Below are 26937 nucleotides of genomic sequence, written 5' to 3'. Positions count from 1 at the left end.
TCCGCCCCCGCCCGGAGGGCGTGCGCCGCTCCCCTGGTGGGGGAACGGGCACGCTCCGTCCGTGGCGCGGTGACGGGGGGCTCAGGCCTCGGCCTGGATCTTGGAAAAGTCCGCCACCTGGTTGAACAGGGCGCCAATCTCCGTGAGGAACCGGATGCGGTTCTCCCGCAGGTCCTTGTCCTCGGCCATCACCATCACCTTGTCGAAGAAGGTGTCCACGGCGGGCTTCAGGCCGGTGATCTCCTTGAGCGCGCCGGCGAAGTCGTCCGCGCGCACGCGCTCGCCCACCTTGTCGCGCGCCTGGGTGAAGGCGGTGTGGAGGTTCTTCTCCGGCTCGTCGGTGAAGCGCTGCGGGTTGGTCTGCCCGCCGGCCACGTCCCTGCCCTGCTTCTCCACGATGTTGACCACGCGCTTGAACGCCGCCGCGAGCGGCTGGAAGTCCGAGTGGCCCACGAGCCGGCTCAGGGCCTCCAGGCGCTTCTGCGCCGCGACGAGGTCGTCGAAGCCCACGGCCAGCACCGCCTCCACGACGTCCGTGCGGTGCTGCTCGCCCCACAGCGCCTTGAGGCGGCCGCGGAAGAACTCCAGCACCTGCTCGCGCGGGGCGGCCTCACCCGGCTTGCGCTTCACGTTGGCCAGCTTGGGGGCCAAGAGGCGCAGCGCCTCATCCACCGCCGCTGACAGACTGAAGCGGTAGCCGCGCCCCAGCACGATGCGGATGATGGACAGGCACGCGCGGCGCAGCGCGAACGGATCCGCCGCGCCGGACGGCGCCTTGCCGATGGCGAAGATGCCGCACAGCGAGTCCAGCCGGTCCGCCAGGCCGATGAGCGCGCCCGCGTCCTGAGACGGCAGCGCGTCCTCGGCGCCGCGGGGCAGGTAGTGCTCGAAGATGGCCAGCGCCACCGCGTCGGGCTCGCCGCCCGCCTTCGCGTACTCGCGGCCCATCACGCCCTGGAGCTCCGGGAACTCGCCCACCATGCCGGTGACGAGGTCCGCCTTGGACAGCGTGGCGGCGCGCTCCACCGTGGCCGCCTCCCCTGCCCTGCCCGTCGCCTGGGCCAGCCAGCCCGCCAGCGCGCGGAAGCGCTCCACCTTCTCCAGGTACGTGCCCAACTGGCCCTGCCACACCACGCGGCCCAGCTTCTCCACGCGGTCGGCCAGCGGCGTGCGGCGGTCCTCGTCGAAGAAGAAGCGCCCGTCCGCGAGCCGCGCCGCCAGCACGCGCTGGTAGCCGCGCAGGGACAACTGCTCGTCGCGCACCGGGGTGTTGGACACGGCGATGAAGCGCGGCAGCAGCTTCCCCTTCGCGTCCGTCAGCGAGAAGTAGCGCTGGTGGCTCTTCATCTCCTGCACCAGCACCTCCGGCGGCAGGTCCAGGTGGCGCTCCTCGAAGCTGCCCACCACGGGGCTCGGCAACTCCACCAGGTTCGTCACCTGGTCCACCAGGCTCTCGTCCTCCAGCAGCCGGGCGCCCGCCGAAGCGGCGGCGGCGTTCACCTTGCGCAGCAGCTCCGCGCGGCGCTTCGCGATGTCCGCCACCACGTGCGCCTTCTCCAGCGCGGCCTCGTAGTCCGAGGGCGCCTTCAGCGTGATGGCGCCCGGCGCGAGGAAGCGGTGGCCGTAGGTCGTGCGGCCCGCCTTCACATCGCCCAGCACCACCGGCAGCTCCGTGTCGCCCAGGAGCGCCACCAGCCACTGCACCGGGCGCGCGAAGGCCGTGTCCACGTCACCCCAGCGCATGGACTTCTTGAAGCTGATGCCGTGCACCGCCGCGTGCAGCGCGTCCTGGAGGATGGCCTCCGCCGGACGGCCCTTCTCCTCCACGCGAGCGGAGAGGTACTCGCCCTTGGCCGTGGTGGTGCGTCCGAGCGCGTCCACGGACAGCTTGAGGCTCTCTGCGAACTTCTCCGCCGCCTTGGTGGGCTTGCCCTGCGCGTCGAAGGCGGCCTTGGCGCTGGGCCCCAGCACCTCCTTCGTGATGTCCTCGCCCGCGTCCGCCACGTCGCGAACCTGGACGGCCAGCCGGCGCGGCGTGCCGAACGTGCGCACCTCGCCATGCTTCAGGCGGGCGTCGGCCATGCGCTCGGTGAGCACGCGCTTCAGGTCCTCCAGCGCGGGGACGATGAACGAGGCCGGGAGTTCCTCGGCACCGACCTCCAGGAGCAGATCACGCGCCACGGGACACCTCCGCCTTCTCCTTCTTCTCCACCGGCTTGTTGAGCTGCACCGTCTTCCAGTAGTCGCTGGCGGGCTTGCCCTCCAGCACCGGCGGCTGCTCACCCACGGTCCACGGCGTCTTCGTCAGCGGGTAGCCCAGCCGCTCGCGCATCTGCAGGTAGCCCTCGGCGCACAGGCGCGCGTTGTCACGCACGCGCTTGATGAAGTTGGCGCGCTCGGTGACGGAGATGGCGCCGCGCGCGTCCAACAGGTTGAACGTGTGCGAGCACTTCAGCGCGTAGTCGTACGCGGGGATTGGCAGGTGGCGCTCGATGAGCCGCTTGCACTCCTTCTCGTACGCGTCGAACATCGAGAAGAGCATCTGCGGGTCGGACTCGTGGAGGGCGTACTTGCTCATCTCCACTTCGTTCGCGTGGAACACCTCGCGGTACTTCACGCCCTTGACCCACTCGATGTCGTAGACGTTCTCCACGTTCTGCAGGTTCATCATCAGGCGCTCGAGCCCGTACGTCAGCTCCGCGGACACGGGGCGGCAGTCGAAGCCGCCGCACTGCTGGAAGTAGGTGAACTGCGTCACCTCCATCCCGTCGCACCACACCTCCCAGCCCAGGCCCCAGGCGCCCAGCGTGGGGGACTCCCAGTCGTCCTCGACGAAGCGGATGTCGTGCTCCAGCGGATCCATTCCAATCTTCCGCAGCGACTCCAGGTACAGCTCCTGGACGTTCTTCGGCGCGGGCTTGAGGATGACCTGGAACTGGTGGTGCTGGAACAGGCGGTTCGGGTTCTCACCGAAGCGGCCGTCAGCGGGGCGCCGCGAGGGCTGCACGTAGGCGACGTTCCACGGCTCGGGACCGAGCACGCGCAGGAACGTGTACGGGGCCATCGTGCCCGCGCCGACTTCCGTGTCGTACGACTGGGTGACGATGCATCCCTGGTCGGCCCAGTGCTTCTGGAGCGTGAGGATGAGGTCCTGGAAATACATGATGGCGAGTCCTTCTCGCAGTGCGTCGAAGGCGAAGGCGGAACGCGGCGGACCCTAGTGAGGGGGTCCAGGAGCGTCAAGGACGGCGGTCAGTTCGAGTAGGCCGGGAGGTCGGCCAGTCGAATCTGCAGCTTCGTCACCTCTCCGGGACGGATGGGAGCGGACAACAGCTTGCTCGTACCGCCGGGGTCCTGCGGGTCCACCACGCGCAGACGGTACGTCCCGATGGGCAGGGGGAACTTGATCAACGGGGACGTGCCCAGTTGCGTGGCGCCGTCGAACACGGCCGCGTTCTTCGGCACCGTGTAGAGCGTCAGCCAGCCCAGGCCCGCCTTCGCCGCGCCCTTCGAGGTGGTCGTGTCGAGCACCTCCGGGGCCTCCGTCTGCGTGACGGTGGTGACCGGCTCCGGGACCTGCGCCGCGGGCTCGGGCTTCGCGGGGCGCGGCTCCACCTTCGCCACCACGGGCGCTTCCGGCGTGGCGGCCGGCTTCGTCTTGCGTCCGCCCTTGGCGGCGGGGGTCTTCTTCGTGTCGGCGGGCGCCGCGTCCACCACCGGCTCGGGCGTGGGCGGCGCCTCCACGGGCGCCGGCTCGGGCTCGGGCTCGGGCTCAGGGGTGGTCTTCTGGACGAAGCCCGGCGGAGGACCGGAGGGCTTCGGCGGCCACTGTCCGTTCGCGGCGGGGTCCACGGGGGGAGCCGGGTCCAGCTCCGCCTTCACCCACTGCTTCGCGGAATCGAACGCCGGCATGAACAGCCGGCGCACGGGTTCGAGCGTCGCCAGGTACGCCACGCCCCCCAGCAGGAGGAGCAGGAACAACCGCATGCCCCAGCCGGAGCCCTCGCGCCGGGGCGGGGCCACGGGGGGCGCTTCAACGGACTCCGCCTCCTCCACCTGGCGCGGAGGCCGCGAGGTGCCGCGCACCGGACGGGCCTTGAAGCGCTGGGTCTGGAGCTCGCTGGGCGGATCCATCAGCCCGTCGGAGGGCGGCTCGGTGGGCTCGGGCCGCGCGCTGGGACGAGCCCTTGCGGGCGGCCGCGCGGCGTCAGCGGGAGGACGGATGACCCGGGGAACGGGCGCCGCGTCCGAGCCCGAGGGCCGCTGCGCTCGCGGCGTCACGGTGGGCGTGTTGACGCGAGAGGCGCGGGCCTCCACGGCCTCGTTCGCGGGACGCGGGGTCGCGCGGGGGGCGGGCGTCGCGGACTCGGCCGCGGCGCGGCGGACGGGCGTGGGCTTGAAGGACGCCGCGGCGTCCGCGGCAGGGGCCTCCGCGTGCGGCGACTTCACCTGCGCGGTGGCCGCGGCGGAGGCCTGGTCCCCCCCCTCCTCCACCTGGAGCGCACCGGCGGCCTCGCTGACGCGGGCGTCCTCGGCGCGGCTGGCCAGCTCCAGGAGCGTGCGCGTCTTCTGGCGCTTCTCCTCGAAGAGCTCGCCCATCACGGCGGACATCTGGTCTTCGTCGAACAGCTCGGCGCCCAGCGTGGCCTCGATGGCGCGCGCCATCTCCCGGCAGGTGCCGAAGCGCTGGGTGGCATCGCGCGACAGCGCCTTGAGCACCACCGCTTCCAGGGCCTCCGGCACGGCCGCGTTGAGCGAGCGCGGCGCCGGGATGTCCCCGTCCACGATCTGCATCATCACGGCGGCTTCGCCGGGGGCGTTGAACAGGCGCTGTCCGGCCAGCAGCTCGTGGAACATCACGCCGGTGGAGAACTGGTCGCTGCGGCCATCCAGGTCCTTGTTGCGCACCTGCTCCGGGGACATGTACCCGCTGGTCCCCTTCACGGTGCCCACCTGCGTGCGGCCCAGCTTGCCGCGCGCCTTGGCGATGCCGAAGTCGATCACCTTCACGACGCCGTCGTAGGTGATCATCACGTTCTTCGGGGACACGTCGCGGTGCACCACCGCCACGGGGCGGCCGGACGGATCCATGAAGTGGTGGGCGTAGTGCAGGCCCAGGCACGTGTCGCGCATCACGCGCGCGCTGAAGCCCAGCGGCAGCGCGTACTTGCGCCGCTCCGCCATCTTCACCACCTGCTCCAGGTTCTGGCCGGGCAGGAACTCCATGGCGAGGTACAGCTCGCCGTCCTCCTCCCCCAGGTCGAACACCTGTCCGATGTTCGCGTGCGAGAAGGCCGCGGTGATGCGCGCCTCGTCGAGGAACATCTTGACGAACTGATCGTCCTTCTTGATGTCGGGGAGGATCTGCTTCACCGCCACGAACTTGCGGAAGCCACCGGGCCCGGAGGTGTACGCGAGGAACAGCTCCGCCATCCCGCCCATCGAGAGTCGGGTGAGGATCTCGTACTTTCCAATGCGCCGCCCCCGGTCGGGATCGTCTCCGGCGACTCCCTGCGTACTCATGGCGGGGGCGGATGTTACCCGCCGAACCCTCCCAGGTCGATGACCGTCTTTGCAGACAGGCCGCTCCCCCCGGGCCAGGAGCCCGGAGAAAGCGGTTTAGGCGCCGAACCGCCGTCGCCGCACGTCGAGCATCCAGGCCTCGAGCGCGGCCACGGCCGGCGGGGGTGGCTCCAGGGGCAACACGGAGGCCGCGTCCGCCGCGTCGAGCACGGCGAAGGCGCGCGTCACCTCCCCCCGCCACTGCTCGCTGAGCGCGTCGGTCAGCTCGATGCGCTCCCCGCTCCGCTTGCGCTCCACCAGCGCACGGGCCTCGCCAGAACCATACGGCTCCAGCAGGCCGGTGACGTCCGTCTCCACCTCGCCCGTGCGCAGCGCATGCGTTCCGGTGAGGGTGGTGCGCAGTACGTACAGCAACTTCTTCACGGAGCGGAATCCGCTCTTCTCCCATTCACGGAGCTGTCCCTGCGCGAAGCCGCGGTAGTGCCGGTGGATGCGGCGTGACAGCACGGCCCGCACCAGGGGCCGCAGCGCCTCCAGCTCCGGTAGGGCCCGCACCGTGATGGCGCCCAGCACCCGCTCGATGTAGTTGCCGTTGCCCTGGAGGATGCCCAGCAGCACGGGCTGCAGCTCGTTGGAGGAGTAGTCCACCTCCACGCCCTCCAGCACCTCCAGCCGCTCCGCCGGCACGTGCCGGGGCTGGAGGCCTAGCAGCGCGGCGGTGGGCGCGATGTGGATGGCCTTGAGGTCCAGGTCGCTGTCATGCGACGGGAAGCCATACGCATGCGCGCCGGACAGCGAGATGACCAGGTGCTCGCGCAGGAGGGACTCCGCGTCCAGCACGCGGTCCGCCATGCGCTCCTGATGTTCCGTCACCCTGCCCTTCATTCCGTCCCTCCTTCCAGCGCCGGAGCCTCCGGCGCGTCACGGCCCAGCGGACCGGGCGTCTTCAAGACCCAGCGCCGCGCCACCTCGTCTCCCACACGCCGCAGCAGCCGGTCCGCGCGGGCGTAGTCCGGATGCTCCGGCAGCCGGCTCTCGCGGTGCGCGGCCTCCAGCGCCGGAGCCATGGCCTCGGCGTCGCGCAGCACGTCCTCCAGGGGCACCGCTCCGCCCTTGATGTCGAGCAGCCGCGCCTTGAACGCCCCCGTCGCCTCGAAGGTCGGCACGCCGTCGCGCAGCCAGCCGGTCGCCAGCGCCACCAGCCGCAGCAGGTTGTACGCGTTCTTCGGCCGCAGCTCCCGAGCGGACGGCGGGCGCTGGCCCCCGCCGCGCGCGTACGCCGTGAGCGCCGCGAAGTCGTTCGCCGCGAGCAGCCCCTGGTCCCAGAGCGAGCGGTAGAGCTGCTTGACGTACGTCTTGGCCGCGAGCACCGCGTCCTCGGGCGTGGGCGCGGCGCGGGGGGACACGGCGGCCAGGCGGCGGGCCACCTCGTCCAGGTCCGGCGTGGGCTCCTCGCACAGCCACGCGAGGAGCAGGTCGCGGTGCTCGGCCAGCCGCTGGCTGCGGGTGAGCTTGTCGAGCTGGCTCATGGCGTAGCGCCCGAAGCTGCCGAAGATGGCCTTGGAGACGAACGCCTCGCGCGCCTCCAGCACCCACGTGCCCAGCTCGTCCACCGCCGTCGCGCCGCGGACGAAGAGGGTCTCCAGCGTGTTCGGATCCGCGCGCAGCGCCTGCTCCACCGTCTTGCGGACCTCCCAGTACGTGGTGCTGCCATCCGCGCTCACCAGGTCCTGCGGCGGCTGCCCCAGGCCCAGCGTCCACGGGAGCGGCAGCGCGAACACCCCGCGCACGTCCACGTCGGAGCGCTCGTCCGCGAGCCCCCAGGCGTGACTGCCCACACGCGTCTCCAGCACCACGCACGGCCGCAGCGCGCTCCAGGCCGCCTCGCGCCGCTGGGCGAACTGCACCTGTCCCGCGCGCCGGGGCACCAGCTCGTCGCGGGCGAACCACACCTCGCCCACACCGACAATCTGGACGTCGAAGCCGCCGTCATGCGCGCGCACCACGCGGCCCACCACGCCCTGGGGGATGCGGCGCCCCCCGGACGCCACGCGCTCCACGCGGGTGGTGACCTCGGTGCCATGCGGCAGGGGCACCGACAGCCGGTCGATCTGCTCCAGCCCCCGGACGCGCGCCGGAGCGGAGGAAGAAGCTTCGCGGGTGTCACTCATCGGTCCCTCCTGGATGGGATGGTGGGCCACGCAGGACGCAGCGAAGCACGGGAGCCTGACCCGGCACGGCGCTTCCCGTCAGCGCGCGTTGCGTCGCACGGCGGGCAACAGCCCCTCCACCTCGGAGGCCAGGGGGAGCGCCGACACCGCGCCCAGCCTCGTCACCACCCGAGCCCCCACGCCCGCCGCGAAGGTCATCAGCGCGACCAGCTCCTCGCGTGTCGCCTCCGCCAGCGAGCGCGCGTCGCCGTACCCGCGCACCAGGCCGCTCAACATGGCGGACACGAAGCCATCCCCCGCGCCCGTCGTGTCCACCACCGTCACCTGGGGCGCGGGAACGGAGAGGACCTCCCCACGCCAGAGGAACACCGCGCCGCGAGGCCCCAGCGTCACCACGGGCAGCGGCACGCCCCACGCGGCCAGGACGTGCAGGGCCGCCTCGGGCGAGTGCTCGCCGGTCGCGAAGTGGATCTCCTCCTCGGACAGCTTCACCACCGTGCACAGCGGGAGCATGCGCCCCAGGAGGGCTCGCAGCTCCTCGGGCTGCGTCCACATGTGCAGCCGCAGGTTCGGATCACAGCTCACCAGCATCCCGGCCTCGCGGGCCAGGGTGAGCATGCGCACCATGGCCTCGCGCGCCGGTGGCAGGAGCAGGGAGTTGGAGCCGCAGTGCAGCGCCTTCGCGCGCCGCACGAAGCCACCGTCCACGTCGGAGTCATCCAGCAGGAACTCCGCGGAGCGCGTGCGGAAGTACGTGAAGCTGCGCTCGCCGTGCGCATCCAGTGAGACGAACAACAGGCCCGTGCGCGCGTGGTCCACCTGCCGCAGGCGGCTCACGTCCACGCCGTCCGCCGCCAACCGGTCGCGCAGGAAGTGGCCGAACTCGTCGGAGCCCACCACGCCCACCATCGCCGAGCGCAGGCCCAACCGCGCGAGCCCCACGGAGACATTGGCCGGGGAGCCACCCGGCGAGGGCTTCCAGGCCTCCACGTCCCGCACGCGCGAGGCGCCGCCGGCCACGGGAAGGAAGTCCACCAGCGTCTCGCCGACACACACCACGTCCAGCGGCCCGGCTTCGTGCATGACAGCTCCCCCTGGGGACCGCGCGCCGCCTGTCAGTCCAGGCCCACCTGCGCCATGAAGTCCACGCTCTTGAGCTTGCGGCCCACGTGGTGCGCGATGAAGACGTTGAGCAGCCCCCGCGCCCGCGCGCGCAGGTCCGCGGGCAGCGGCGTGCGCTGCCCCTCTTGAAGCGAGCGCAGCCCGGCCAGCAGCGCCACCGGCACCGGCACCGAGTCGCGCGCGCGTCCGCCACACGGCTCGCACACCGCGCCACCGTGCCCCTGGTCGAACCGGGGCCGCTCGCCGGGCAGACCGCCACACAGCGAGCAGGAGTCGAACCGCGGCATCAACCCCGCCTGCGCCAGCGCCGCCAGCTCGAACGCGAGCAGCGACGTGGGCCCGGCCTCCTTCGCGTCCAGCCGGTGCAGGTAGCCCTCCACCAGCTCGAACAGCTCCGGGTGCGGTTCGTGTTCGCGCGTGAGCTCGCGGCACAGCTCCACCGCGTAGAGCGCCCGGGCGATGAGCGACAGGTCCTCGCGCGCGGCGTAGAAGCCCGCGACGATGTCCGCCGAGTCGATCCGCACCGTGCTGCCCCGCGTCTCCACGAGTTGCACGCGCAGCCGCATGAACGGCTCCAACGCCCCCGCGAACCGGCGCTTGCTCTTGCGCGCGCCCGCGGCGAACGCGGTCAGCTTGCCGTGCTCACGCGTAAGCAGCGTCACCAGCCGGTCGGACTCTCCGTAGTCGACCGTGGACAGCACGAACGCGTCGTCGGCGTACCGCTCCATGATCCCTCTTCAACGCGCGGCGGGGGGCGGCAGCTTCCCGGACAGCACCAGGAACAGCCCCGCGCCCAGGAGCAGGACCGCCAGCAGCACGGCCAGGATGACGTACGCCCGCTTGCGCCGCGCCTTCTCGAGCTGCTCCGGCGAAGGCGCGGGCACCGCCCGGTCCACCTCCTCGTAGCGCAGCGCCGCTTCCTCGGGCGACAGGCCGATGACCTGCGCGTACGCGCGGATGTAGTTCAGCACGAACACGCGCTCGGGCAGCCGCTCCACCTGCCCCGCCTCCAGCGCCGCGACGAGGCTGGGGGGAATCTTCGTCTCCCGGGAGACGTCCTCGCGCGACAGGCCGCGAAGCTCGCGCTGCTGGCTGAGGTATTTGCCGAAGTCGACGTGGTCCACGGTCTTTCGGGGCCCCCGCGGCTAGAGGTGGTCCAGCAGTGAGCGGCAGTCTTCCTTGAGCTCCTGCTCGTTGGATTGGGCCTTGGCCTCGCAGTCCGCGAAGGCCTTCTTCGCCTCGTCCACCCGCCCGAGCTTCGCCTGGCACACGCCTTCACGGCGGTAGGCGTCCGCCACGTCCGGGCACTTCTCACGGTAGCGCCCGAACTGCCGGCACGCGTCCTCCGTCTTGCCCGTCTCGTCGTAGATGATGCCCAGGTTCTTGTAGCCCAGGCAGAAGTCCGGGTTGGTGGTGACGGCGGCCTTGATGTTCTGCAGCGCGTTCGCCGTGTCGCCCTTCTTGTAGAACGCCCAGCCCATGTTCCCCTGCGCGGAGAAGCCGTAGCGGTACTGCATGTCGTTGAGCGACTCTTCGTACAGCTTGATGGCGTCGTCGTAGCGCCCCTGGTCCAGCCGCAGGTTGCCCAGGTTGGTGCGCGCGTCGGAGAAGGTCGGCCGCAGCTTCAGCGCCTTCTCGTAGTGGGACGACGCCTCGTCGAGCCGCCGGAAGGACAGGTGCAGCAGCAGGCCCACCGCGTTGTGGGCCTCCGCGTTGTCCGGGTTCTTCTCCAGCGCCTTCTGGTACTCCGCGAGCGCGTCCTGCACGTGGCCGAGCTGCTGCGCCTGCACGCCCAGGTCGTAGTGGATCTCCGAGCTCTGGCGCTCCTTCTCCGTGGGGACGTGCGCACAGCCCGCCGACGCGAGCGCGAACGCGAGGAAGCAGGAGGAAGTGATGCGGGACATGGGTGCCAATCCGGGGTGGAGGGTCAGAACGCGGCCAGGAAGCGGCCCAGGGTGGTGGCGACGTTGCGCTTCTCTTCGGCGCGGGCCTTCACGGCGGGCACGAGCGTGGGCTCCCGGAAGAACACGGGCAGCGTCTTCAGCCACTCGTCCTGCTGCGCGGGGGCCGCGGCCCGCCAGTTCGCGTTGTCCATCATGAAGCCCAGCGACTCCACGAACGCGAGCGCGTCGTCCTCGTCCTCGCGCAGCTCATCCGCGGACTGGATGCGCCGGCCGGACACGTACACCGCGCAGTCCCCCGCCTCCACGAGGTACAGGTAAACGAAGACGCCCGCGCCCTGACCGCCGCGCAGCCCCACCACGAAGGCCTGCGCGGGCCCGGCCTGCTTGCCGGGGATGGCCACGTGCGGCGCGTTGAGGGACAGGTGCAGCGCGAGCACCTGGTCGCGGTTGGCGGGAAGGCCCCGGTAGCGCTCGTCGATGGTGAACACCGTCGTCTCCCTTCCCGCGCACCCTAACGGGTGGTGAGGGTGAACTCCTCGGTCGCGTCCTGCGAGTCCGCAGCCGTCTTCTGGAAGCGGATGAGGGGCGTGTCAATCATCACGTTGCCGCCGCCCTCGTTCCCCTCGCCGATGATCACCTTGAAGACGTTCCCGGGGGACGTGCTCCGGCGGCTGCCCGCGCTCTGCTTGCGGGCAATCAGCGTCACCGCGTTCGCGCCGGGACGCAACTGGCTGGTGATGTCCACCACCACCTGGTCCTCGTTGTTGCGCAAACGGCGCAGCCAGCGCGAGTTCACGTACACGTCGATGTCGAACTCCGTCATGCCCGGCGTCGTCTGCTCCGTCACCAGCCAGTAGCGCTGGGTGATGCGCCCCGGCGCGGTCGCGGAAGCGGCGGGAGCGGCCGGCGCGGGGGCCTGCGCGGCGACACCCGCGTCCAGGGGCGCGGCGGCCGGAGGCGTGGCGGTGGAAGGCGGCGGGGGCGTGGGCGTCACGGTCGTCACGCGGGCGGCGTACCCCGGCGCGTCGATGTGGACGTTGCCCTCCGCGTCGATGCGGACGGTGGCCTTCTCGAAGCGCGTGTTCGTCACCCCGTCGATCTTCACGCCGTTCAGGAAGACCGAACCGGCCAGGGCCAGCATGGGGACGAGTGAGGCCGCGAGGGTGATGGCGATGCGGGCGGATGGACGGGGCATGGCGGGCATTCCTCCTGGGAATCCTCAACAGTCCCGGGAGCTTGCGAACGACTTAGCGCACCCGGGGGAGCGGGACAAGGCGGGGACGGCCCACCTTGGAGCGCTCCGCCGCCCCGAACATTCACCCGGGGGCCCGTCTTCCAGTCCAGCCGCGAAGGCCGTCAGGGCGCGGCGGTCGGCGTCTCGTCGGGCGCCGGCGGAGGCAGCTCGCGCTGCGCGAGCGCCCAGTCCCCGCCCAAGCCATGGCCCTCGCGGAAGCGGCGGAAGTCGCGCCGCACGGCCCGGGGGTAGCGGCGGAACTTCTCCAGCTCCCCGGCCTTCATGGCGTCCCGGATGCGCGTGGGGCCAGCGTTGTAGGCCATCAGTGCCAGGTCCAGGTCGCCGCCGAAGCGGCCCTGCAGGTTGCGCAGGTAGCGGATGCCCAGGCGCACGCAGACGGCGGGATCCGCCACCACCTCCTCGCGCGACAGCCGCAGGCCCTCCTTCTCCGCCAGGAAGTGCAGCGTGCTGGGCTTGATCTGCATCAGGCCCCGGGCGCCCTTCTCGGAGACGGACTCCTCCTCGAAGTCGGACTCCACGTCGATGAGGGCCAGCACCAGCAGCGGGTCATACCCCGTGCGGCGCGACTCCTCGTCGATGGCCTGCCCCAGCCGCCGGCGCAGCGTGAGCCCCAGGTCCGGGGCGCGCTTGGCCAGCACGGCGTCGATGAGGGCCGCCTCCTCGGAGACGGCCTCCTGCGCCACCACCTCGGGGACCACGGGCTGGGGGGCGGACTCCTCCAGGAGGGGCACCACCCGCGCGGACACCACGAGCGCCACGCCCGCGAGCAGCGGGAGCCGGCTGCACCCGCTGCTCAGGGCATGCAGCCCCGCGAAGAACCGCGTTCCCAACGACCTGCCGCCCGAGGCGGCGGGTCCACTCACTTGCGGTGCTCCAGGGCCTGGATGCGTTCGCTCAGACGCTCCAGGCGGGCTCCGAATGCCTGCAGCTCCTCGCGGCGCGGCAGCTTCAGGAGGGTCAGGGCCGTGCGGACCCGCTCCTCCACGTTGTGCTCCAGGTCCTTGCGGTGCCCCGTCAGCCGCTCCGCGAACTCACGGGCCTGGCGCTTCACCTCGTCCTGGCTCCAGCCCGCGACGGACGCCACGCGCTGCACGGCGCGGGAAGCCTCCTCCTCCGCCGTGTTCACCGCCAGGAGCGCCTGGCTCCAGATCCGCTCGAATGCCTCCGCCACGGAGGTCTTCTCTCGGGGGGCCTCGGTGTTGTTGTCCATGAAGTCGCTCCGGGAGTTACCCCGGGCCCTTCCGGTGGAAGGAACCCTGGGCATTCAAAGGGGTTTGCGACCTAAGCACACCCCATGGGTGATGAAAACGCTGCTCAGGCCCGCGGAGAAGACGCCCCGCTGCCCGAATTCTTGGTCGTCCGGTGGGCACGACGGGTGGGCTTCAGGAGCACATCCAGCTTCTTCGAAAGGCGGCCCAGCTCCCGGGTGATCTGCTCCACCTGGGACTGGCTGGCAACTCCCACCGCCTCCACGACCTTCGTCTGGAGCCCATCCAGCCGCTTGCGCAGCTCCACGCCCGCGGCGTCCACCTTCTTGCCAAGCTCCTGCACCCGGGGGTCGGCGCGCAGCTCACCGGCCTGCACCTTCGTCCAGAGGGCCTGGACCTCCTTCGCCGCCACCTGGCCCCGCGTCTCCAGCGCACGGAAGGCCTTGTTCGCCTCCCCTTCCAGGCCCTGGAACCGCTTCTGCGCCTCGGAGAACCGCCCCTTCAGGTAGGCCTCCACGTTCTGCGTCACGCCCGTCTTCGCGTCAGCCTTCTCAGTCGTCGTCGCCATGTCGCGCTCCCCCCCGGGTGTTCCGGGTCTCATAACGTGATGCGTCAAGATAACGCACCGCGACATGCTGTCAAGCGAACAGGAAACGAAGTGTGCAAAACGAGAAAGCCGCCGCCCCGGCATGACACCAGGACGGCGGCGGACTCACGAAGCGTCAGGGACGCTCCCTACGCAAGCACTAGGCGACGTCGGTGGACCGGGTGTCCGGCCGCGACGGCGGAGGGGCCAGGGGGCCGGTGTCGCCGTGGGTGGCGGCCAGGGCGGCCTCCATCTCGTTGACCTCGTCCGTGGGGCTCTCCACCTCGATGTCGAGGTGCTTGTAGTTCGGCAGGCCCGTGCCGGCGGGGATGAGCCGGCCCATGATGACGTTCTCCTTGAGGCCGCGCAGGTAGTCCACCTTGCCGTTGATGGCGGCCTCGGTGAGCACCTTCGTGGTCTCCTGGAACGACGCCGAGGAGATGAACGACTCGGTGGAGAGCGACGCCTTGGTGATGCCGAGCAGCAGGGGCTCGCCCACGGCCGGGCGCTTCCCTTCGGACATGACCTTCTCGTTCTCCTCTTCGAACACCCACTTCTCGACCTGCTCGTCGACCAGGAAGTTGGTGTCGCCCACGTCGGTGACGCGCACCCGGCGCAGCATCTGCCGGACGATCGTCTCGATGTGCTTGTCGTTGATCTTCACGCCCTGCAGTCGGTAGACCTCCTGCACTTCGTCCACCAGGTAGCGCGCGAGTTCCTTCTCGCCCAGCACCTTGAGGATGTCGTGCGGGTTGGCCGCGCCGTCCATCATCGCCTCGCCGGCCTTCACGCGGTCGCCGGAGTGGACGTTGATGCTCTTGCCCTTGGAGATCAGGTACTCCTTGGCCAGGTCCGCGCGCTGCTCGCCGCTCACCTCGGGGGTGATGATGAGCTTGCGCTTGCCCTTGGTGTCCTTGCCGAAGGACACCACGCCGTCGATCTCCGCGATCGCCGCCGCGTCCTTGGGCTTGCGCGCCTCGAAGAGCTCGGCCACGCGGGGCAGACCGCCCGTGATGTCCTTGGTCTTCGTCGTCTCGCGCGGCACCTTGGCGATGACCTCGCCCGCGGAGATCTCATCCTGGTCGTTGACCGTGATGATCGCGCCCTGGGGCAGGAAGTAGCTCGCCTGGTTCTTGGAGGACGGCAGGTCCTTCACGTTGCCGGCCGCGTCGCGGATGGTGACGCGCGGACGCGCCTCCGGGTCCTTCGACTCGATGACCGTCTTGCGCGACAGGCCCGTCACCTCGTCGAGCGTCTCGGACATCGTCACGCCTTCGATGATGTCCTCGTAGCGCACGACACCGCCCACTTCCGTGAGCAGGGGGATCGCGAACGGGTCCCACTCGGCCAGGAGCACGCCCGGCTCCAGCTTCTGGTTCTCCTTCACCAGGATGCGGGCGCCGTAGATGATCTGGTAGCGCTCGCGCTCGCGGCCCGACTCGTCGACGATGACGATCTCGCCGTTGCGGTTCATGGCCACCAGCGTGCCGTCCGCCTTCTGCACCGTGTTCAGGCCCGCGAACTTCACGGAACCCGCGTAGCGGTTCTCCAGGCTGGACTGCTCCGCGCGACGGGTCGCCGCGCCACCGATGTGGAAGGTGCGCATCGTGAGCTGCGTACCCGGCTCACCGATGGACTGCGCCGCGATGACGCCCACGGCCTCGCCCACGGACACCTTGCGACCACGCGCCAGGTCACGGCCGTAGCACTCCACGCAGATGCCGCGCTTGGCCTGGCAGGTGAGCACCGAGCGGATCTTCACCTTGTCCAGACCGCTGTTCTCGATGCGGCGGACGCGGTCCTCGTCGATCTCCTCGTTGGCGCGCACCAGCACCTCGCCCGTCACCGGGTCGAGGATGTCGTCCAGGGCCACGCGGCCCAGGATGCGCTCACCCAGCGGCTCGATGATCTCGCCGCCCTCGACCAGGGCGCCGATGAACAGACCGTCCATGGTGCCGCAGTCGTACTCGTTGATGATGGCGTCCTGCGCCACGTCCACGAGACGGCGGGTGAGGTAACCGGAGTTCGCCGTCTTGAGCGCCGTGTCCGCCAGACCCTTGCGGGCGCCGTGCGTGGAGATGAAGTACTGGAGCACGGAGAGGCCTTCACGGAAGTTGGCCGTGATGGGCGTCTCGATGATTTCGCCGGAGGGCTTCGCCATGAGGCCGCGCATACCCGCCAACTGGCGGATCTGCTGGGCGCTGCCGCGGGCACCGGAGTCGGCCATGATGTAGATGGGGTTGAACGACGGCTGCTTGCGCGTCACGCGCTTGCCGTCCACGTCCCCGCTGGCCTCGTCCTGGGAGATCTGCTGCATCATCTCCTGGGCGACCTTCTCGGTGATCTCCGCCCAGATATCGATGACCTTGTTGTAGCGCTCACCGTCGGTGATGAGGCCTTCCAGGTACTGGTTCTCGATCTCCGACACTTCCTTGCGCGCGTAGTCCAGGAACTCCTGCTTCTTCGCAGGGATGATCATGTCCTTGAGCGCGATGGAGATACCGGCGCGGGTCGCGTGGAAGTAGCCCGCGCTGCGGACGCGGTCCGCCAGCAGCACCGTCTCCTTCTCGCCCGTGAGGCGGTAGCAGAGGTCGATGAGGTTACCGAGCGACTTCTTGTCGAGCACCTTGTTGATGGCGTCGAAGCCCACGCGGCGCGGAACGACCTCCCACAGCAGCACGCGGCCGACCGTGGTCTCCTTCCGCTTCCCGTCGATGCGGCAGACGATCTTCGCCTGCAGGTGCACCTCGCCGTGGTCGTACGCGGCGCGCACCTCGTCCGGAGACGAGAACACGCGGCCTTCGCCGTTGGCGAACTCGCGGGCGCGAGTCATGTAGTAGATGCCGAGCACCATGTCCTGCGTCGGGACGATGATGGGCTTGCCGTTCGCGGGGCTGAGGATGTTGTTCGTCGACATCATCAGCACGCGCGCTTCCATCTGCGCTTCGATGGACAGCGGCACGTGCACGGCCATCTGGTCGCCGTCGAAGTCCGCGTTGAACGCGGCGCACACCAGCGGGTGGAGCTGGATGGCCTTGCCCTCGATGAGGACGGGCTCGAAGGCCTGCATGCCCAGGCGGTGCAGAGTGGGGGCGCGGTTGAGGAGCACCGGGTGCTCGCGGATCACGTCCTCGAGGATGTCCCAGACCTCCGGACGCTCCTTCTCCACCATCTTCTTCGCGGACTTGATGGTGGTGACGTAGCCCTTCTCTTCGAGCTTGTTGTAGATGAACGGCTTGAAGAGCTCGAGCGCCATGATCTTCGGCAGGCCGCACTGGTGCAGGCGCAGCTCGGGGCCCACCACGATGACGGAGCGGCCCGAGTAGTCCACGCGCTTGCCGAGCAGGTTCTGGCGGAACCGGCCCTGCTTGCCCTTGAGCATGTCGGACAGCGACTTCAGCGGCCGCTTGTTCGGGCCGGTGATCGTCTTGCCGCGGCGGCCGTTGTCGAACAGCGCGTCCACGGCCTCCTGGAGCATCCGCTTCTCGTTGCGGATGATGATGTCCGGCGCGTTCAGCTCCTGCAGCCGCTTGAGGCGGTTGTTGCGGTTGATGACGCGGCGGTACAGGTCGTTGAGGTCGGAGGTCGCGAAGCGGCCGCCGTCCAGGGGCACCAGCGGACGCAGGTCGGGCGGGATGACCGGGATGACGTCCAGCATCATCCACTCCGGCTTGTTACCGGACGAGCGGAACGCCTCGGCCACCTTCAGGCGCTTGGCGTACTTCTTCCGCTTCGCCTCGCTGGTGGTCTCGCGCATGTCCTTGCGCAGTTCCTCGGACAGCTTCTCCACGTCCAGGGACTTGAGCATCTCGCGGACGGCCTCGCCGCCCATGCCCGCGCTGAACGAGTCCTCACCGTGCTCCTGGAAGAGCCGGTGCATCTTCTCCTCGGAGATCAGCTCGCCCCTCTGGAGCGGCGTCGCCTTGGGGTCGATGACCATGTAGCTCTCGCAGTACAGCACCTTCTCCATCTCCTTGAGGGTGATGTCGAGCAGGTTGCCGATGCGGCTGGGCAGCGACTTGAGGAACCAGATGTGGGCCACGGGCGTGGCCAGCGTGATGTGTCCCAGGCGCTCACGGCGCACCTTGGACTGGATGACCTCCACGCCGCACTTCTCGCACACGACGCCACGGTGCTTCATGCGCTTGTACTTGCCGCAGTTGCACTCGTAGTCCTTCACCGGCCCGAAGATGCGGGCGCAGAACAGGCCGTCCCGCTCCGGCTTGAAGGTGCGGTAGTTGATCGTCTCCGGCTTCTTCACCTCGCCGTGCGACCACTGGCGGATCTTGTCGGGCGACGCCAGCGCGATGCGGATGGCGTTGAACGACAGCGGGTCCTTCGGCTTCTCGAAGAAGTTGAAAATGTCCTTCACGTTGCCTCCGAAAACTTATGAGCGCCTCAGGCGCCAAACGTTTCGGGCCCCCGCCCTGCGCCCGGCCAGCCGCTCCCTCCACGAGGGAGCAGCCAGCCGGTCAGGCGGGCGCACCGGCTTCTTTGAAAAGGCCTAGGCCTTAAGCCTCGGTCCCCGACTTCCGGTCCTCGCCGTCGCCGCCGCCCAGGAAGTCACCGCCGAAGCTGCGCTGCCGCTCCGGGGGCGCGCTCTCCAGCAGCTCCACGTCCAGGGCCAGCGACTGGAGCTCCTTGAGGAGCACGTTGAACGACTCGGGCAGGCCGGACTCCAGGACGTTGTCGCCCTTGACGATCGCCTCGTACATGCGCGTGCGGCCCACCACGTCGTCCGACTTGACCGTGAGGAACTCCTGCAGCGTGTACGCCGCGCCGTAGGCCTCCATCGCCCAGACTTCCATCTCGCCCAGACGCTGACCGCCGAACTGGGCCTTGCCGCCCAGGGGCTGCTGCGTGACGAGCGAGTAGGGCCCGATGGAACGGGCGTGGATCTTCTCGTCCACCAGGTGGTGCAGCTTGAGCATGTACATCACGCCCACGGTGACGTTCTGGTCGAACGGCTCACCCGTGCGGCCGTCGAAGAGCACCATCTGACCGGAGCGCGGCAGCCGGCCCTCGTCGAAGAGGGCGTGCAGCTCCGTCTCGCGAGCGCCGTCGAACACCGGCGTCGCCACGTGGATGCCCTTCTTCAGGCGGCGGCAGAGGTCCTGGACCTCCTGGTCGGACAGGCCGTCCACGAAGTCGCCGAAGGCCTTGTCGTCGTAGACGGTCTTCAACTGCTTCTTGAGCTGCTCGCCGCTGAAGTTCTCTTCGATGTAGCGCTGGAGCTGCTCGCCCACGCCCTTCGCGGCCCAGCCCAGGTGGACCTCGAGGATCTGCCCGATGTTCATGCGGGACGGAACGCCGAGCGGGTTGAGGACGATGTCCACCGGACGGCCATCCTCCAGGTACGGCATGTCCTCCTCGGGGAGGACGCGGGACACGACGCCCTTGTTGCCGTGGCGGCCGGCCATCTTGTCGCCCACCGCCAGCTTGCGCTTGATGGCGACGTACACCTTCACCATCTTGATGACGCCCGGGGGGAGCTCGTCGCCCTTCTTGATGCGGGCGATCTTCTCGCCGAAGGCCAGCTTCACGGCCTCCTTCGTCTCCTCCAGGTTGCGCAGGATGTCGCGCAGGCGCGCGTCCAGCGGATCACCGACGGAGATCTCGCCCCAGTACTTGTACGGCACCGTGGCCAGCAGCTCGTCGTTGAGGATGTCCCCCTTCTTCAGGAGGATCTTCCCCTTGTCGTCCACGAGCTTGCCCTGGACCTCCTTGCCGCGGACCAGCCCGCGGAGGCGGCTGTACGCGGAGTCCTGGAGGACCTTGATCTCGTCGTTCTGGTCCTTGAGGAGCTTCGCCTCCTCCATGGACTCGATCTGCTTGGCGCGCTCGTCCTTCTCCACGCCCTTGCGGCTGAACACCTTGGCGTTGATGACGGTGCCGACCACGCCCGGGGGCACGCGCAGGGAGCTGTCGCGCACGTCGCCGGCCTTCTCACCGAAGATGGCGCGCAGCAGCTTTTCCTCAGGGGAGAGCTGGGTCTCGCCCTTCGGGGTGATCTTGCCCACCAGCACGTCGCCGGGCTTCACCTCGGCGCCGATGCGGATGATGCCGCTCTCGTCCAGGTCCTTGAGGGCTTCCTCACCCACGTTCGGGATGTCGCGGGTGATCTCCTCCTTGCCCAGCTTGGTGTCGCGCGCGATGCACTCGAACTCCTCGATGTGGATGGACGTGAAGACGTCCTCCTTGAGGATGCGCTCGCTGAGCAGGATGGAGTCTTCGAAGTTGTAGCCCTGCCACGGCATGAACGCGACGACCACGTTCTGCCCCAGCGCCAGCTCACCGGTCTCGGTGGCCGGACCGTCCGCGATCACGTCGCCCTTCTTCACCCGGTCACCCTTGCGGATGATGGGCTTCTGGTTGAGGCACGTGTTCTGGTTGGAGCGCTGGTACTTGAGCAGGTTGTAGATGTCGACCTCGCTCGACACGTCGCTCAGGGCCGCGTTGGCGTCCGCCTTCACCACGATGCGGCTGGCGTCCACGGACTCCACGATGCCGTCACGGCGGGCCACGCACGTCACGCCCGAGTCGCGCGCGACGATGGCCTCGATGCCCGTGCCCACGAGCGGGGCCGCGGTGCGCAGGAGCGGCACGGCCTGGCGCTGCATGTTGGAGCCCATGAGCGCGCGGTTCGCGTCGTCGTTCTCCAGGAACGGGATGAGGGAGGCGGCCACCGACACCAACTGGTTCGGGGACACGTCCATCAGGTCCACGTCCTCGGCCTTGACCTGGACGAACTCGCCGCTGCGGCGGCTCTGCACCAGCGCGTTGACGAACTTGCCCTTCTTGTCCGTCTCCGCGTTCGCCTGGGCGATGGTGTGCTTCTCCTCCTCGAGCGCCGAGTAGAAGGCCACGTCCCCCGTGACGCTGCCCGCGTCCACCTTGCGGTACGGCGTCTCCACGAAGCCGAACTCGTTGACGCGCGCGTAGGTCGACAGCGACGCGATGAGGCCGATGTTCGGGCCTTCCGGCGTCTCGATGGGGCAGATGCGGCCGTAGTGCGTCGGGTGCACGTCGCGGACTTCGAAGCCCGCGCGCTCACGCGTGAGGCCACCAGGCCCGAGCGCGGACAGACGGCGCTTGTGCGTGACCTCCGAGAGCGGGTTCGTCTGGTCCATGAACTGCGACAACTGGCTGGACCCGAAGAACTCCTTGATCACCGCCGTCACCGGCTTGGCGTTGATCAGGTCGTGCGGCATGAGCGTCTCGATCTCCTGGAGGCTCATGCGCTCCTTGATCGCGCGCTCCATGCGGACGAGGCCGATGCGGTACTGGTTCTCCAGCAGCTCGCCCACCGCGCGGACGCGGCGGTTGCCCAGGTGGTCGATGTCGTCGATCGTGCCCTTGCCGTTCTTCAGGTCGATCAGGTAGCGGATGACCTCCAGGATGTCGCGCTTGGTCAGGATCTGACCGTCGAGGGGCTCCTCGAGGCTGAACTTGAAGTTCAGCTTGAGGCGGCCGACCTTGGACAGGTCGTAGCGCTCCGGGTTGAAGAACAGGTTGCTGAACAGGTTCGTCGCCGTCTCCGGCGTCGGGGGATCGCCCGGGCGCAGGCGCCGGTAGATCTCCATGATGGCCTGCTCGGGCGACTCGATCTTGTCCAGCATCAACGTCTCACGCAGGTACGGACCCACGTTGAGGTTGTCGATGAAGAGGACCTTGAACTCCTTGATGTCGCGCTTGAGGAGCTCGTCCACCTTCTCCTGGGAGACCTCCTCGTTGCACTCGAGGATGACCTCACCGGTGTTCTCGTCCACCACGTCGTAGGCGGACACCTTGGTGAAGAGCTCGTCCGCGTCGATGGGCAGCTTGGTCATCTTCGCCGCTTCGAGCTTCTTGATGGCGGCGCGGGTGAACTTGCGGTTCTTCTTGACGATCAGCTCACCGGACTTGGTCTTGATGTCGCGCGTGGCGCGCTGACCCGGCAGGAGCTCCAGCTCGACGGACTTCTCGAAGTCCGCGGCGCTCTGCAGGTAGATGGTCTCGGTGGCGTAGTAGTAGTTGAGGATTTCCTCGGTGGAACCCTTGAAGTCGAGCGGGTTCTTCTTCGCCGTGTCGCCGACGGCGCCCAGGGCGCGGATGAGCACGGTGGCCGGCAGCTTGCGGCGCCGGTCGATGCGCACGTACAGCAGGTCCTTGTGGTCGAACTCGAAGTCGATCCACGAGCCGCGGTACGGGATGATGCGGGCGTTGTAGAGCAGCTTGCCCGACGAGTGGCTCTTGCCCTTGTCGTGGTCGAAGAACGCACCCGGGCTGCGGTGCAACTGGCTCACCACGACGCGCTCGGTGCCGTTGATGATGAACGTGCCGTTCTGGGTCATCAGCGGGATTTCGCCGAAGTAGACCTCCTGCTCCTTCACGTCGCGGATGGACTGGGCGCCGGTCTCCTCGTCCTTGTCCCAGACGACCAAGCGCACGACGACCTTGATAGGCGCCGAGTAGGTCATTCCACGCTGGTGGCACTCATCGACGTCGTACTTCGGCTTCTCCAGGTGATAGCTCACAAACTCCAGCGAGGAGGTCTCGTTGAAGTCCCGGATCGGGAAGACGGACTTGAAGACACCCTGAAGGCCAAGGTCCTCACGCTTCTCCGGGGCGATGTCGGCCTGGAGGAACTTCTCGTAGGACTGCTTCTGGATGTTGATGAGATTGGGAATGTCGATGATCTTCGCGATTTTCGCGAAGGTCTTCCGCACGCGGAAATTGTTCTGGATCTGCGTCGGCATTCGGTCTCCGGGGACGGCTGCTCGGGCGGGGCAAACTTCAGTAACGCGCGGCGGCGCCGGGAAATTTGGCAAATGTCAAATGGGCAAAGCCGGCGCCCCAGCAAAGGGAGCGCCGGCCTGCTCATCCGATCAGGCGGCTACCCGGGATTTCCCGGAAGAACAGGGCAGCCCCTGTACAGAATTACTTGATCTCGACGGTGGCGCCAGCCGCGGTGAGCTGGTCCTTGATCTTCTTGGCGTCGTCCTTGTTGACGCCTTCCTTGACCGTCTTGGGCGCGCCCTCGACCAGGTCCTTGGCCTCCTTCAGGCCCAGGCCGGTGATGGCGCGGATCTCCTTGATGACGTTGATCTTGTTGGCGCCGGCGTTCGCCAGCACCACGTTGAACTCCGTCTTCTCCTCGACAGGAGCGGCGGCGGCGGCGGGGCCGGCGGCGGCAACGGCCACCGCGGCGGCGGAAACGCCCCACTTGTTCTCCAGCAGCTTCACGAGCTCGCCCGCCTCGAGGACGGTGAGCTTCGAGAGTTCTTCAGCAATCGCGTTCAAATCGGCCATGGAACTGTTCCTTCTGGTTGACTAACGGCCGGCGACCCATTTGGGCGGCTCGGCCGAAGAGGTTGCGGTAGAAAAACTTCTCGGGACGATTACTGCCCCTGCGCCTTGTCCGCGTGCGCCTGGATGACGCGCGCGAGCTGCGACCCGGGGGCCGCGATGGTCCGGACCAGCTTGCCTGCAGGCTGGTTGAGCATGCCGAGCAACATCCCGCGCAGCTCATTGAGGCCCGGCAGCTTCGCCAGCGCCTTCACGCCGTTGGCGTCGACCTTGTTACCGGCGACGACGGCGCTACGGACCTTGATGGTCTCCATGTCCTTGATGAAATCCATCAGGATCTTCGCAGGAGCCACCTCGTCGTCGTAGCTGATGCACAGCGCCACGGGACCGGTGAAGTCATCAGAAATCGCGGAGACGGTCGTACCCTGAGCGGCACGGCGCGCCAGCGTGTTCTTGATGACCTTGTACTCGACCTTGCCCTCGCGGAACTTGCGACGCAGCTTGGTGACGGTCTCGACGTTCACCTTGGAGGACTCCACGAGCACCGCGGTCTTGGTCCGCGAAAACTTCTCGTGAAGCTCCTTGATCATCTCTTCCTTCTCGCTCTTCAGCACCTTGACTCACCTCCTTCATGGCCCGACTTGACGGTCGGGCGTGATGCCTGGGCCAAAGTGGCAGAGCGAGAGAGGAGCCTCCGAGAGGCACCACACCGCACCTCCAGTCTCGGCAGGGCTGGCCTTGCGGCCGTTTGAACCAGGAGTGGATGGACGGCCCGACCGGTTGCCCGGTTCCCAACGGACGCGCCTTCCCCAATCCAGGTCCCTGCTGTCATGAACCAGGTCGGAACGCCGCGTCTCTCGACATGGCGCTCCAATTGCAAAAGCCGGGGGCCTATACCCCCGGCTTTCGCAAAGATCCAGCACTTTCTATCTGGATGACGTTCTCCGGGCGACAGGACTGGCGCTCCCTGTGAGGGAGCGCACCCTTCCCTGCCCGTCCTGACACCCGCGATTAGCGGTGACGCGCCAGGATTTCCTGGGTGTCGAGCTTGATGCCCGGCCCCATGGTCGTCGAGATGGCGATGCCCTTCAGGTACACGCCCTTGGCGGTGGCCGGCTTGAGCTTCATCACCAGGTCCACCAGCGCGTTGAAGTTCGCCTCGAGCTTGTCCGAGGCGAAGGAGGCCTTGCCCATCTTGGCGTGGACGATGCCCGCCTTCTCCGCGCGGAAGTCCACCTTACCGCCCTTGGAGTCGCGGATGGCCTTGGCGACGTCCATGGTCACGGTGCCGACCTTCGGGTTCGGCATGAGGCCGCGGGGACCGAGCACCTTACCGAGGCGGCCGACGATGCCCATCATGTCCGGCGTCGCGATGACGGTGTCGAAGTCGAGGAAGCCCTCCTCGATGCGCTTCTGGAGGTCCTCGGCGCCGACGATGTCCGCGCCGGCGTTGGCGGCCTCGGTGGCGCGCTCACCCTTGGCGAACACGGCCACGCGCACGGTGGCGCCGGTGCCGTGCGGGAGCACCACGGCGCCGCGGACCATCTGGTCCGCGTGCTTCGGGTCCACGCCCAGGTTGATGGCGACGTCGACCGTCTGGTCGTACTTCGTCGCGCGGGCCTCGACCGTCTTCTTCAGCAGCGCGAAACCCTCGGCGACGGGGTAGCGCTTGTTGCGGTCCACCAGCTCGTTGGACGCGCGGAACTTCTTTCCGGAGTTAGCCATTGCAGGAATCCTTGAGAGAGAGGGCGGGCTAGCCGACGACGTCGATGCCCATGGAGCGCGCGGTGCCAGCAATGGTGTTCATGCAGGCTTCGATGGACGCGGCGGTGGTGTCCTGGATCTTCTTGTTGGCGATCTCCTCGAGCTGCTTGCGAGTGATCTGCCCCACCTTCTCCTTGCCCGGCTTCTTCGCGCCCGAACCCTTCTTCTTCTCCGTGTGGAGACCCGCGGCCTTCTTGATGAGGATGGCGGCGGGAGGGGTCTTCAGGATGAAGGTGAAGGAGCGGTCCTGATACACGGTGATGATCACCGGGATGATCAGACCCTCCTTGGCCTCCGCCTGCGTCTTGGCGTTGAACTGCTTGCAGAACTCCATGATGTTCACGCCCTGCTGACCGAGCGCGGGACCAATCGGCGGGGCGGGGTTCGCCTTGCCGGCGGGGATCTGCAACTTGACCTGACCTGTGACCTTCTTCATCGGCGGACTGCTGCCTTTCGAGAGGGTGGTTCCGACGGGCCGCCAGACGGGGCGACCCTCCCACCCGTTGATCCGCGCCCGTCACCCGGGCGCGGAAGACTTGTGAAACTAGCCTGTGGTCTTCTCCACCTGCATGAAGTCGAGCTCCACGGGGGTCGCACGGCCGAAGATGCTGACGAGCACGCGCACGCGGCCCTTCTCCGGGTTGACCTCTTCCACGGTGCCATTGAAGTTGGCGAACGGGCCGTCGATGACGCGCACCGTGTCGCTGGTCTCGAACTGGACCTTGGGCTTGGCCTTGTGGGCGCCCTCGGTGACCTGTGCGGTGAGGCGCTCGACCTCGCGGTCCGACATGGGCCGGGGCTGCTCGTTCTGGCCGACGCCCGGGAACCCCGTCACCTTGGAGGTGTTCTTCACCAGGTGGACGGTGGTGTCGCTGAGCTCCATCTGGACGAAGATGTAGCCCGGAAACAGCTTGCGGCGGGTGGTCTTCTTCTCGCCGTTCACCATCTCCACGACCTGCTCCATGGGGATGAGGATCTCACCAATCAGATCCTGGTCCTGCAGGCCCTTGAGACGCACCTGCTCTTCCAGGTTCTTCTTCGCCTGGTTCTCGTAGTTCGAGTAGGTCTGGACCGTGAACCATTTCTTCGCCATTACAGCTTCCCCCACAGCGCAGGCAGCCACTCCACCATCAAGTTGTAGGCGACGGTGTCGATGCAAAAGAGAAGAACGGCCGCCACCAGCGAGGCGACGACCACGGCCATGGTCGATGCGCGGGTCTCCGACCAGGTAGGCCAGGTGACCTTCATCAGCTCGGACGCCACGTCAATGGAGAGGGCGTGCGTGCGAGGGTGGAAGTAGGCCGCCAGCACCACGGCCAGGCCGGCCGCGTAGCCCACCAGGGTCGACACGCGCCAGCCGAGGCCCTCGAAGAGCTCCGCGTCGCTCCAGCCGAACCGGCTCCAGAGCAACCCGAAGACGTGCTCCAGGAAGAGGGCCAGGACGATGCCGGAGACGAGATAGAAGATGACCACGAGCCGCTTGGGGTCGATGCCCGAGCGGTTAGCCTGCTGGCTGGCCTCAGATGCCGTCGCCATGGTGCCTCACGAGGGACTGCGGAAGCGGGACTGCGAAAAGGCAGGGACCCCCGGCACCGCTCGGTACCGGGGGTCCCTGTACTGAAGCTGGCAGGCCAGGAGGGATTCGAACCCCCAACACGCGGATTTGGAGACCGCTGCTCTACCGTTGGAGCTACTGGCCTAAACCTTCATGAAACCGACGACCTAGACCTTGCCTTCCTTGTGGTCCGTGTGCTTGCGGCAGCGAGGGCAGAACTTGCTCAGCTCAAGCTTGTCCTGGCTCTTCCGCTTGTTCTTCGTGGTCGTGTAGTTCCGCTCTTTGCACGTGGTGCACTCGAGCGAGATGATGGAACGGTTACCCTTAGGCATGGTTCATTTCACCAGATGCGAGAAGGGAAGGCTACAAAAGCAGCCCTCCCCTCCGCAACTCAGTGCCCGTGAAAGCCGGTCGGCGGGAAGCCGACTAGGCGATGATCTCCGCAACGACGCCGGCGCCCACCGTACGGCCACCCTCGCGGACGGCGAACCGGAGCTCCTTCTCCATCGCGACCGGGGTGATGAGCTCCACCTCGATGGCGATGTTGTCGCCCGGCATGAC

23 protein-coding genes, 1 tRNA gene and 1 pseudogene are annotated in these 26937 nt (G+C 68.3%); all 25 read right to left on the bottom strand.

Annotated features, from left to right (window positions below; all coding sequences use genetic code 11):
* Positions 1-81 precede the first annotated feature (81 nt).
* Positions 82-2181 carry a glycine--tRNA ligase subunit beta gene (gene glyS / locus K8556_RS18140; RefSeq protein ID WP_223741332.1) on the bottom strand — a complete coding sequence of 700 codons (2100 nt, stop codon included), beginning with the start codon at positions 2179-2181 and terminating at the stop codon, positions 82-84.
* Positions 2171-3163, bottom strand: coding sequence for a glycine--tRNA ligase subunit alpha (gene glyQ, locus K8556_RS18135; protein ID WP_223741331.1), 993 nt, complete (start codon positions 3161-3163; stop codon positions 2171-2173). The genes glyS and glyQ overlap by 11 nt, the downstream gene beginning before the upstream one ends.
* An 89-nt stretch (positions 3164-3252) precedes the next feature.
* Positions 3253-5523: a serine/threonine-protein kinase gene (locus K8556_RS18130; protein WP_223741330.1), complete on the bottom strand. Its 2271-nt coding sequence runs from the start codon at positions 5521-5523 to the stop codon at positions 3253-3255.
* A gap of 96 nt (positions 5524-5619) precedes the next feature.
* On the bottom strand, positions 5620-6408 hold the full coding sequence (locus K8556_RS18125; protein WP_223741329.1) for a DNA polymerase beta superfamily protein: 789 nt from the start codon (positions 6406-6408) through the stop codon (positions 5620-5622).
* Entirely contained in the window at positions 6405-7694 is a 1290-nt protein-coding gene (locus K8556_RS18120) for a DNA polymerase beta superfamily protein (protein ID WP_223741328.1), read from the bottom strand. Before K8556_RS18120 ends, K8556_RS18125 begins: the two co-directional genes overlap by 4 nt.
* Positions 7695-7772: 78 nt before the next feature.
* The gene (locus K8556_RS18115) at positions 7773-8777 is read right to left on the bottom strand and encodes a carbohydrate kinase (RefSeq protein WP_223741327.1); all 1005 of its coding nucleotides are present in this window, start codon (positions 8775-8777) and stop codon (positions 7773-7775) included.
* A gap of 32 nt (positions 8778-8809) precedes the next feature.
* On the bottom strand, positions 8810-9544 hold the full coding sequence (gene recO, locus K8556_RS18110) for a DNA repair protein RecO (protein WP_120587552.1): 735 nt from the start codon (positions 9542-9544) through the stop codon (positions 8810-8812).
* Positions 9545-9553: 9 nt separating this feature from the next.
* A complete protein-coding gene (locus tag K8556_RS18105) occupies positions 9554-9940 on the bottom strand; it encodes a helix-turn-helix transcriptional regulator (protein WP_223741326.1) in 387 nt (128 codons plus the stop codon).
* A 21-nt stretch (positions 9941-9961) separates the two neighbouring features.
* Positions 9962-10720: a social motility TPR repeat lipoprotein Tgl gene (gene tgl, locus K8556_RS18100; RefSeq protein WP_223741325.1), complete on the bottom strand. Its 759-nt coding sequence runs from the start codon at positions 10718-10720 to the stop codon at positions 9962-9964.
* A gap of 23 nt (positions 10721-10743) precedes the next feature.
* On the bottom strand, positions 10744-11208 hold the full coding sequence (locus K8556_RS18095; protein ID WP_171413696.1) for a social motility and stimulation tgl protein: 465 nt from the start codon (positions 11206-11208) through the stop codon (positions 10744-10746).
* A 23-nt stretch (positions 11209-11231) separates the two neighbouring features.
* Entirely contained in the window at positions 11232-11915 is a 684-nt protein-coding gene (locus K8556_RS18090) for a hypothetical protein (RefSeq protein WP_223741324.1), read from the bottom strand.
* Positions 11916-12076: 161 nt separating this feature from the next.
* The gene (locus K8556_RS18085; protein WP_223741323.1) at positions 12077-12838 is read right to left on the bottom strand and encodes a lytic transglycosylase domain-containing protein; all 762 of its coding nucleotides are present in this window, start codon (positions 12836-12838) and stop codon (positions 12077-12079) included.
* Positions 12835-13185, bottom strand: coding sequence for a phasin family protein (locus tag K8556_RS18080; RefSeq protein ID WP_223741322.1), 351 nt, complete (start codon positions 13183-13185; stop codon positions 12835-12837). The genes K8556_RS18085 and K8556_RS18080 overlap by 4 nt, the downstream gene beginning before the upstream one ends.
* A gap of 104 nt (positions 13186-13289) precedes the next feature.
* Complete coding sequence (locus K8556_RS18075) at positions 13290-13751, bottom strand: hypothetical protein (RefSeq protein WP_223741321.1); 462 nt, start codon at positions 13749-13751, stop codon at positions 13290-13292.
* 178 nt (positions 13752-13929) lie between these two features.
* Entirely contained in the window at positions 13930-18141 is a 4212-nt protein-coding gene (rpoC, locus tag K8556_RS18070) for a DNA-directed RNA polymerase subunit beta' (protein WP_223741320.1), read from the bottom strand.
* A gap of 139 nt (positions 18142-18280) precedes the next feature.
* Positions 18281-22507 (bottom strand): DNA-directed RNA polymerase subunit beta, encoded by a 4227-nt coding sequence (rpoB, locus tag K8556_RS18065; protein WP_223741319.1) that lies wholly within the window; start codon positions 22505-22507, stop codon positions 18281-18283.
* A 181-nt stretch (positions 22508-22688) separates the two neighbouring features.
* On the bottom strand, positions 22689-23060 hold the full coding sequence (rplL, locus tag K8556_RS18060; RefSeq protein ID WP_120587545.1) for a 50S ribosomal protein L7/L12: 372 nt from the start codon (positions 23058-23060) through the stop codon (positions 22689-22691).
* Between the two features lie 89 nt (positions 23061-23149).
* Positions 23150-23671, bottom strand: coding sequence for a 50S ribosomal protein L10 (rplJ, locus tag K8556_RS18055; RefSeq protein ID WP_206793013.1), 522 nt, complete (start codon positions 23669-23671; stop codon positions 23150-23152).
* A gap of 397 nt (positions 23672-24068) precedes the next feature.
* A complete protein-coding gene (gene rplA / locus K8556_RS18050) occupies positions 24069-24782 on the bottom strand; it encodes a 50S ribosomal protein L1 (RefSeq protein WP_223741318.1) in 714 nt (237 codons plus the stop codon).
* 28 nt (positions 24783-24810) lie between these two features.
* Positions 24811-25257, bottom strand: coding sequence for a 50S ribosomal protein L11 (gene rplK / locus K8556_RS18045; protein WP_120596209.1), 447 nt, complete (start codon positions 25255-25257; stop codon positions 24811-24813).
* A gap of 108 nt (positions 25258-25365) precedes the next feature.
* Positions 25366-25914 (bottom strand): transcription termination/antitermination protein NusG, encoded by a 549-nt coding sequence (gene nusG / locus K8556_RS18040; protein ID WP_014397772.1) that lies wholly within the window; start codon positions 25912-25914, stop codon positions 25366-25368.
* Positions 25914-26357: a preprotein translocase subunit SecE gene (gene secE, locus K8556_RS18035; protein WP_223741317.1), complete on the bottom strand. Its 444-nt coding sequence runs from the start codon at positions 26355-26357 to the stop codon at positions 25914-25916. Before secE ends, nusG begins: the two co-directional genes overlap by 1 nt.
* An 88-nt stretch (positions 26358-26445) precedes the next feature.
* Positions 26446-26521: transfer RNA gene (locus tag K8556_RS18030), tRNA-Trp, on the bottom strand.
* Between the two features lie 22 nt (positions 26522-26543).
* Positions 26544-26708, bottom strand: coding sequence for a 50S ribosomal protein L33 (gene rpmG / locus K8556_RS18025; protein ID WP_002617522.1), 165 nt, complete (start codon positions 26706-26708; stop codon positions 26544-26546).
* A 94-nt stretch (positions 26709-26802) separates the two neighbouring features.
* Positions 26803-26937: pseudogene (tuf, locus tag K8556_RS18020) on the bottom strand (elongation factor Tu); the annotation flags it as partial.

The sequence above is a fragment of the Corallococcus sp. AS-1-12 genome (genome assembly GCF_020036995.1).
In the GTDB taxonomy this organism is placed as follows: Bacteria; Myxococcota; Myxococcia; order Myxococcales; family Myxococcaceae; genus Corallococcus.
This window is presented reverse-complemented; position numbering and strand designations above follow the sequence as displayed.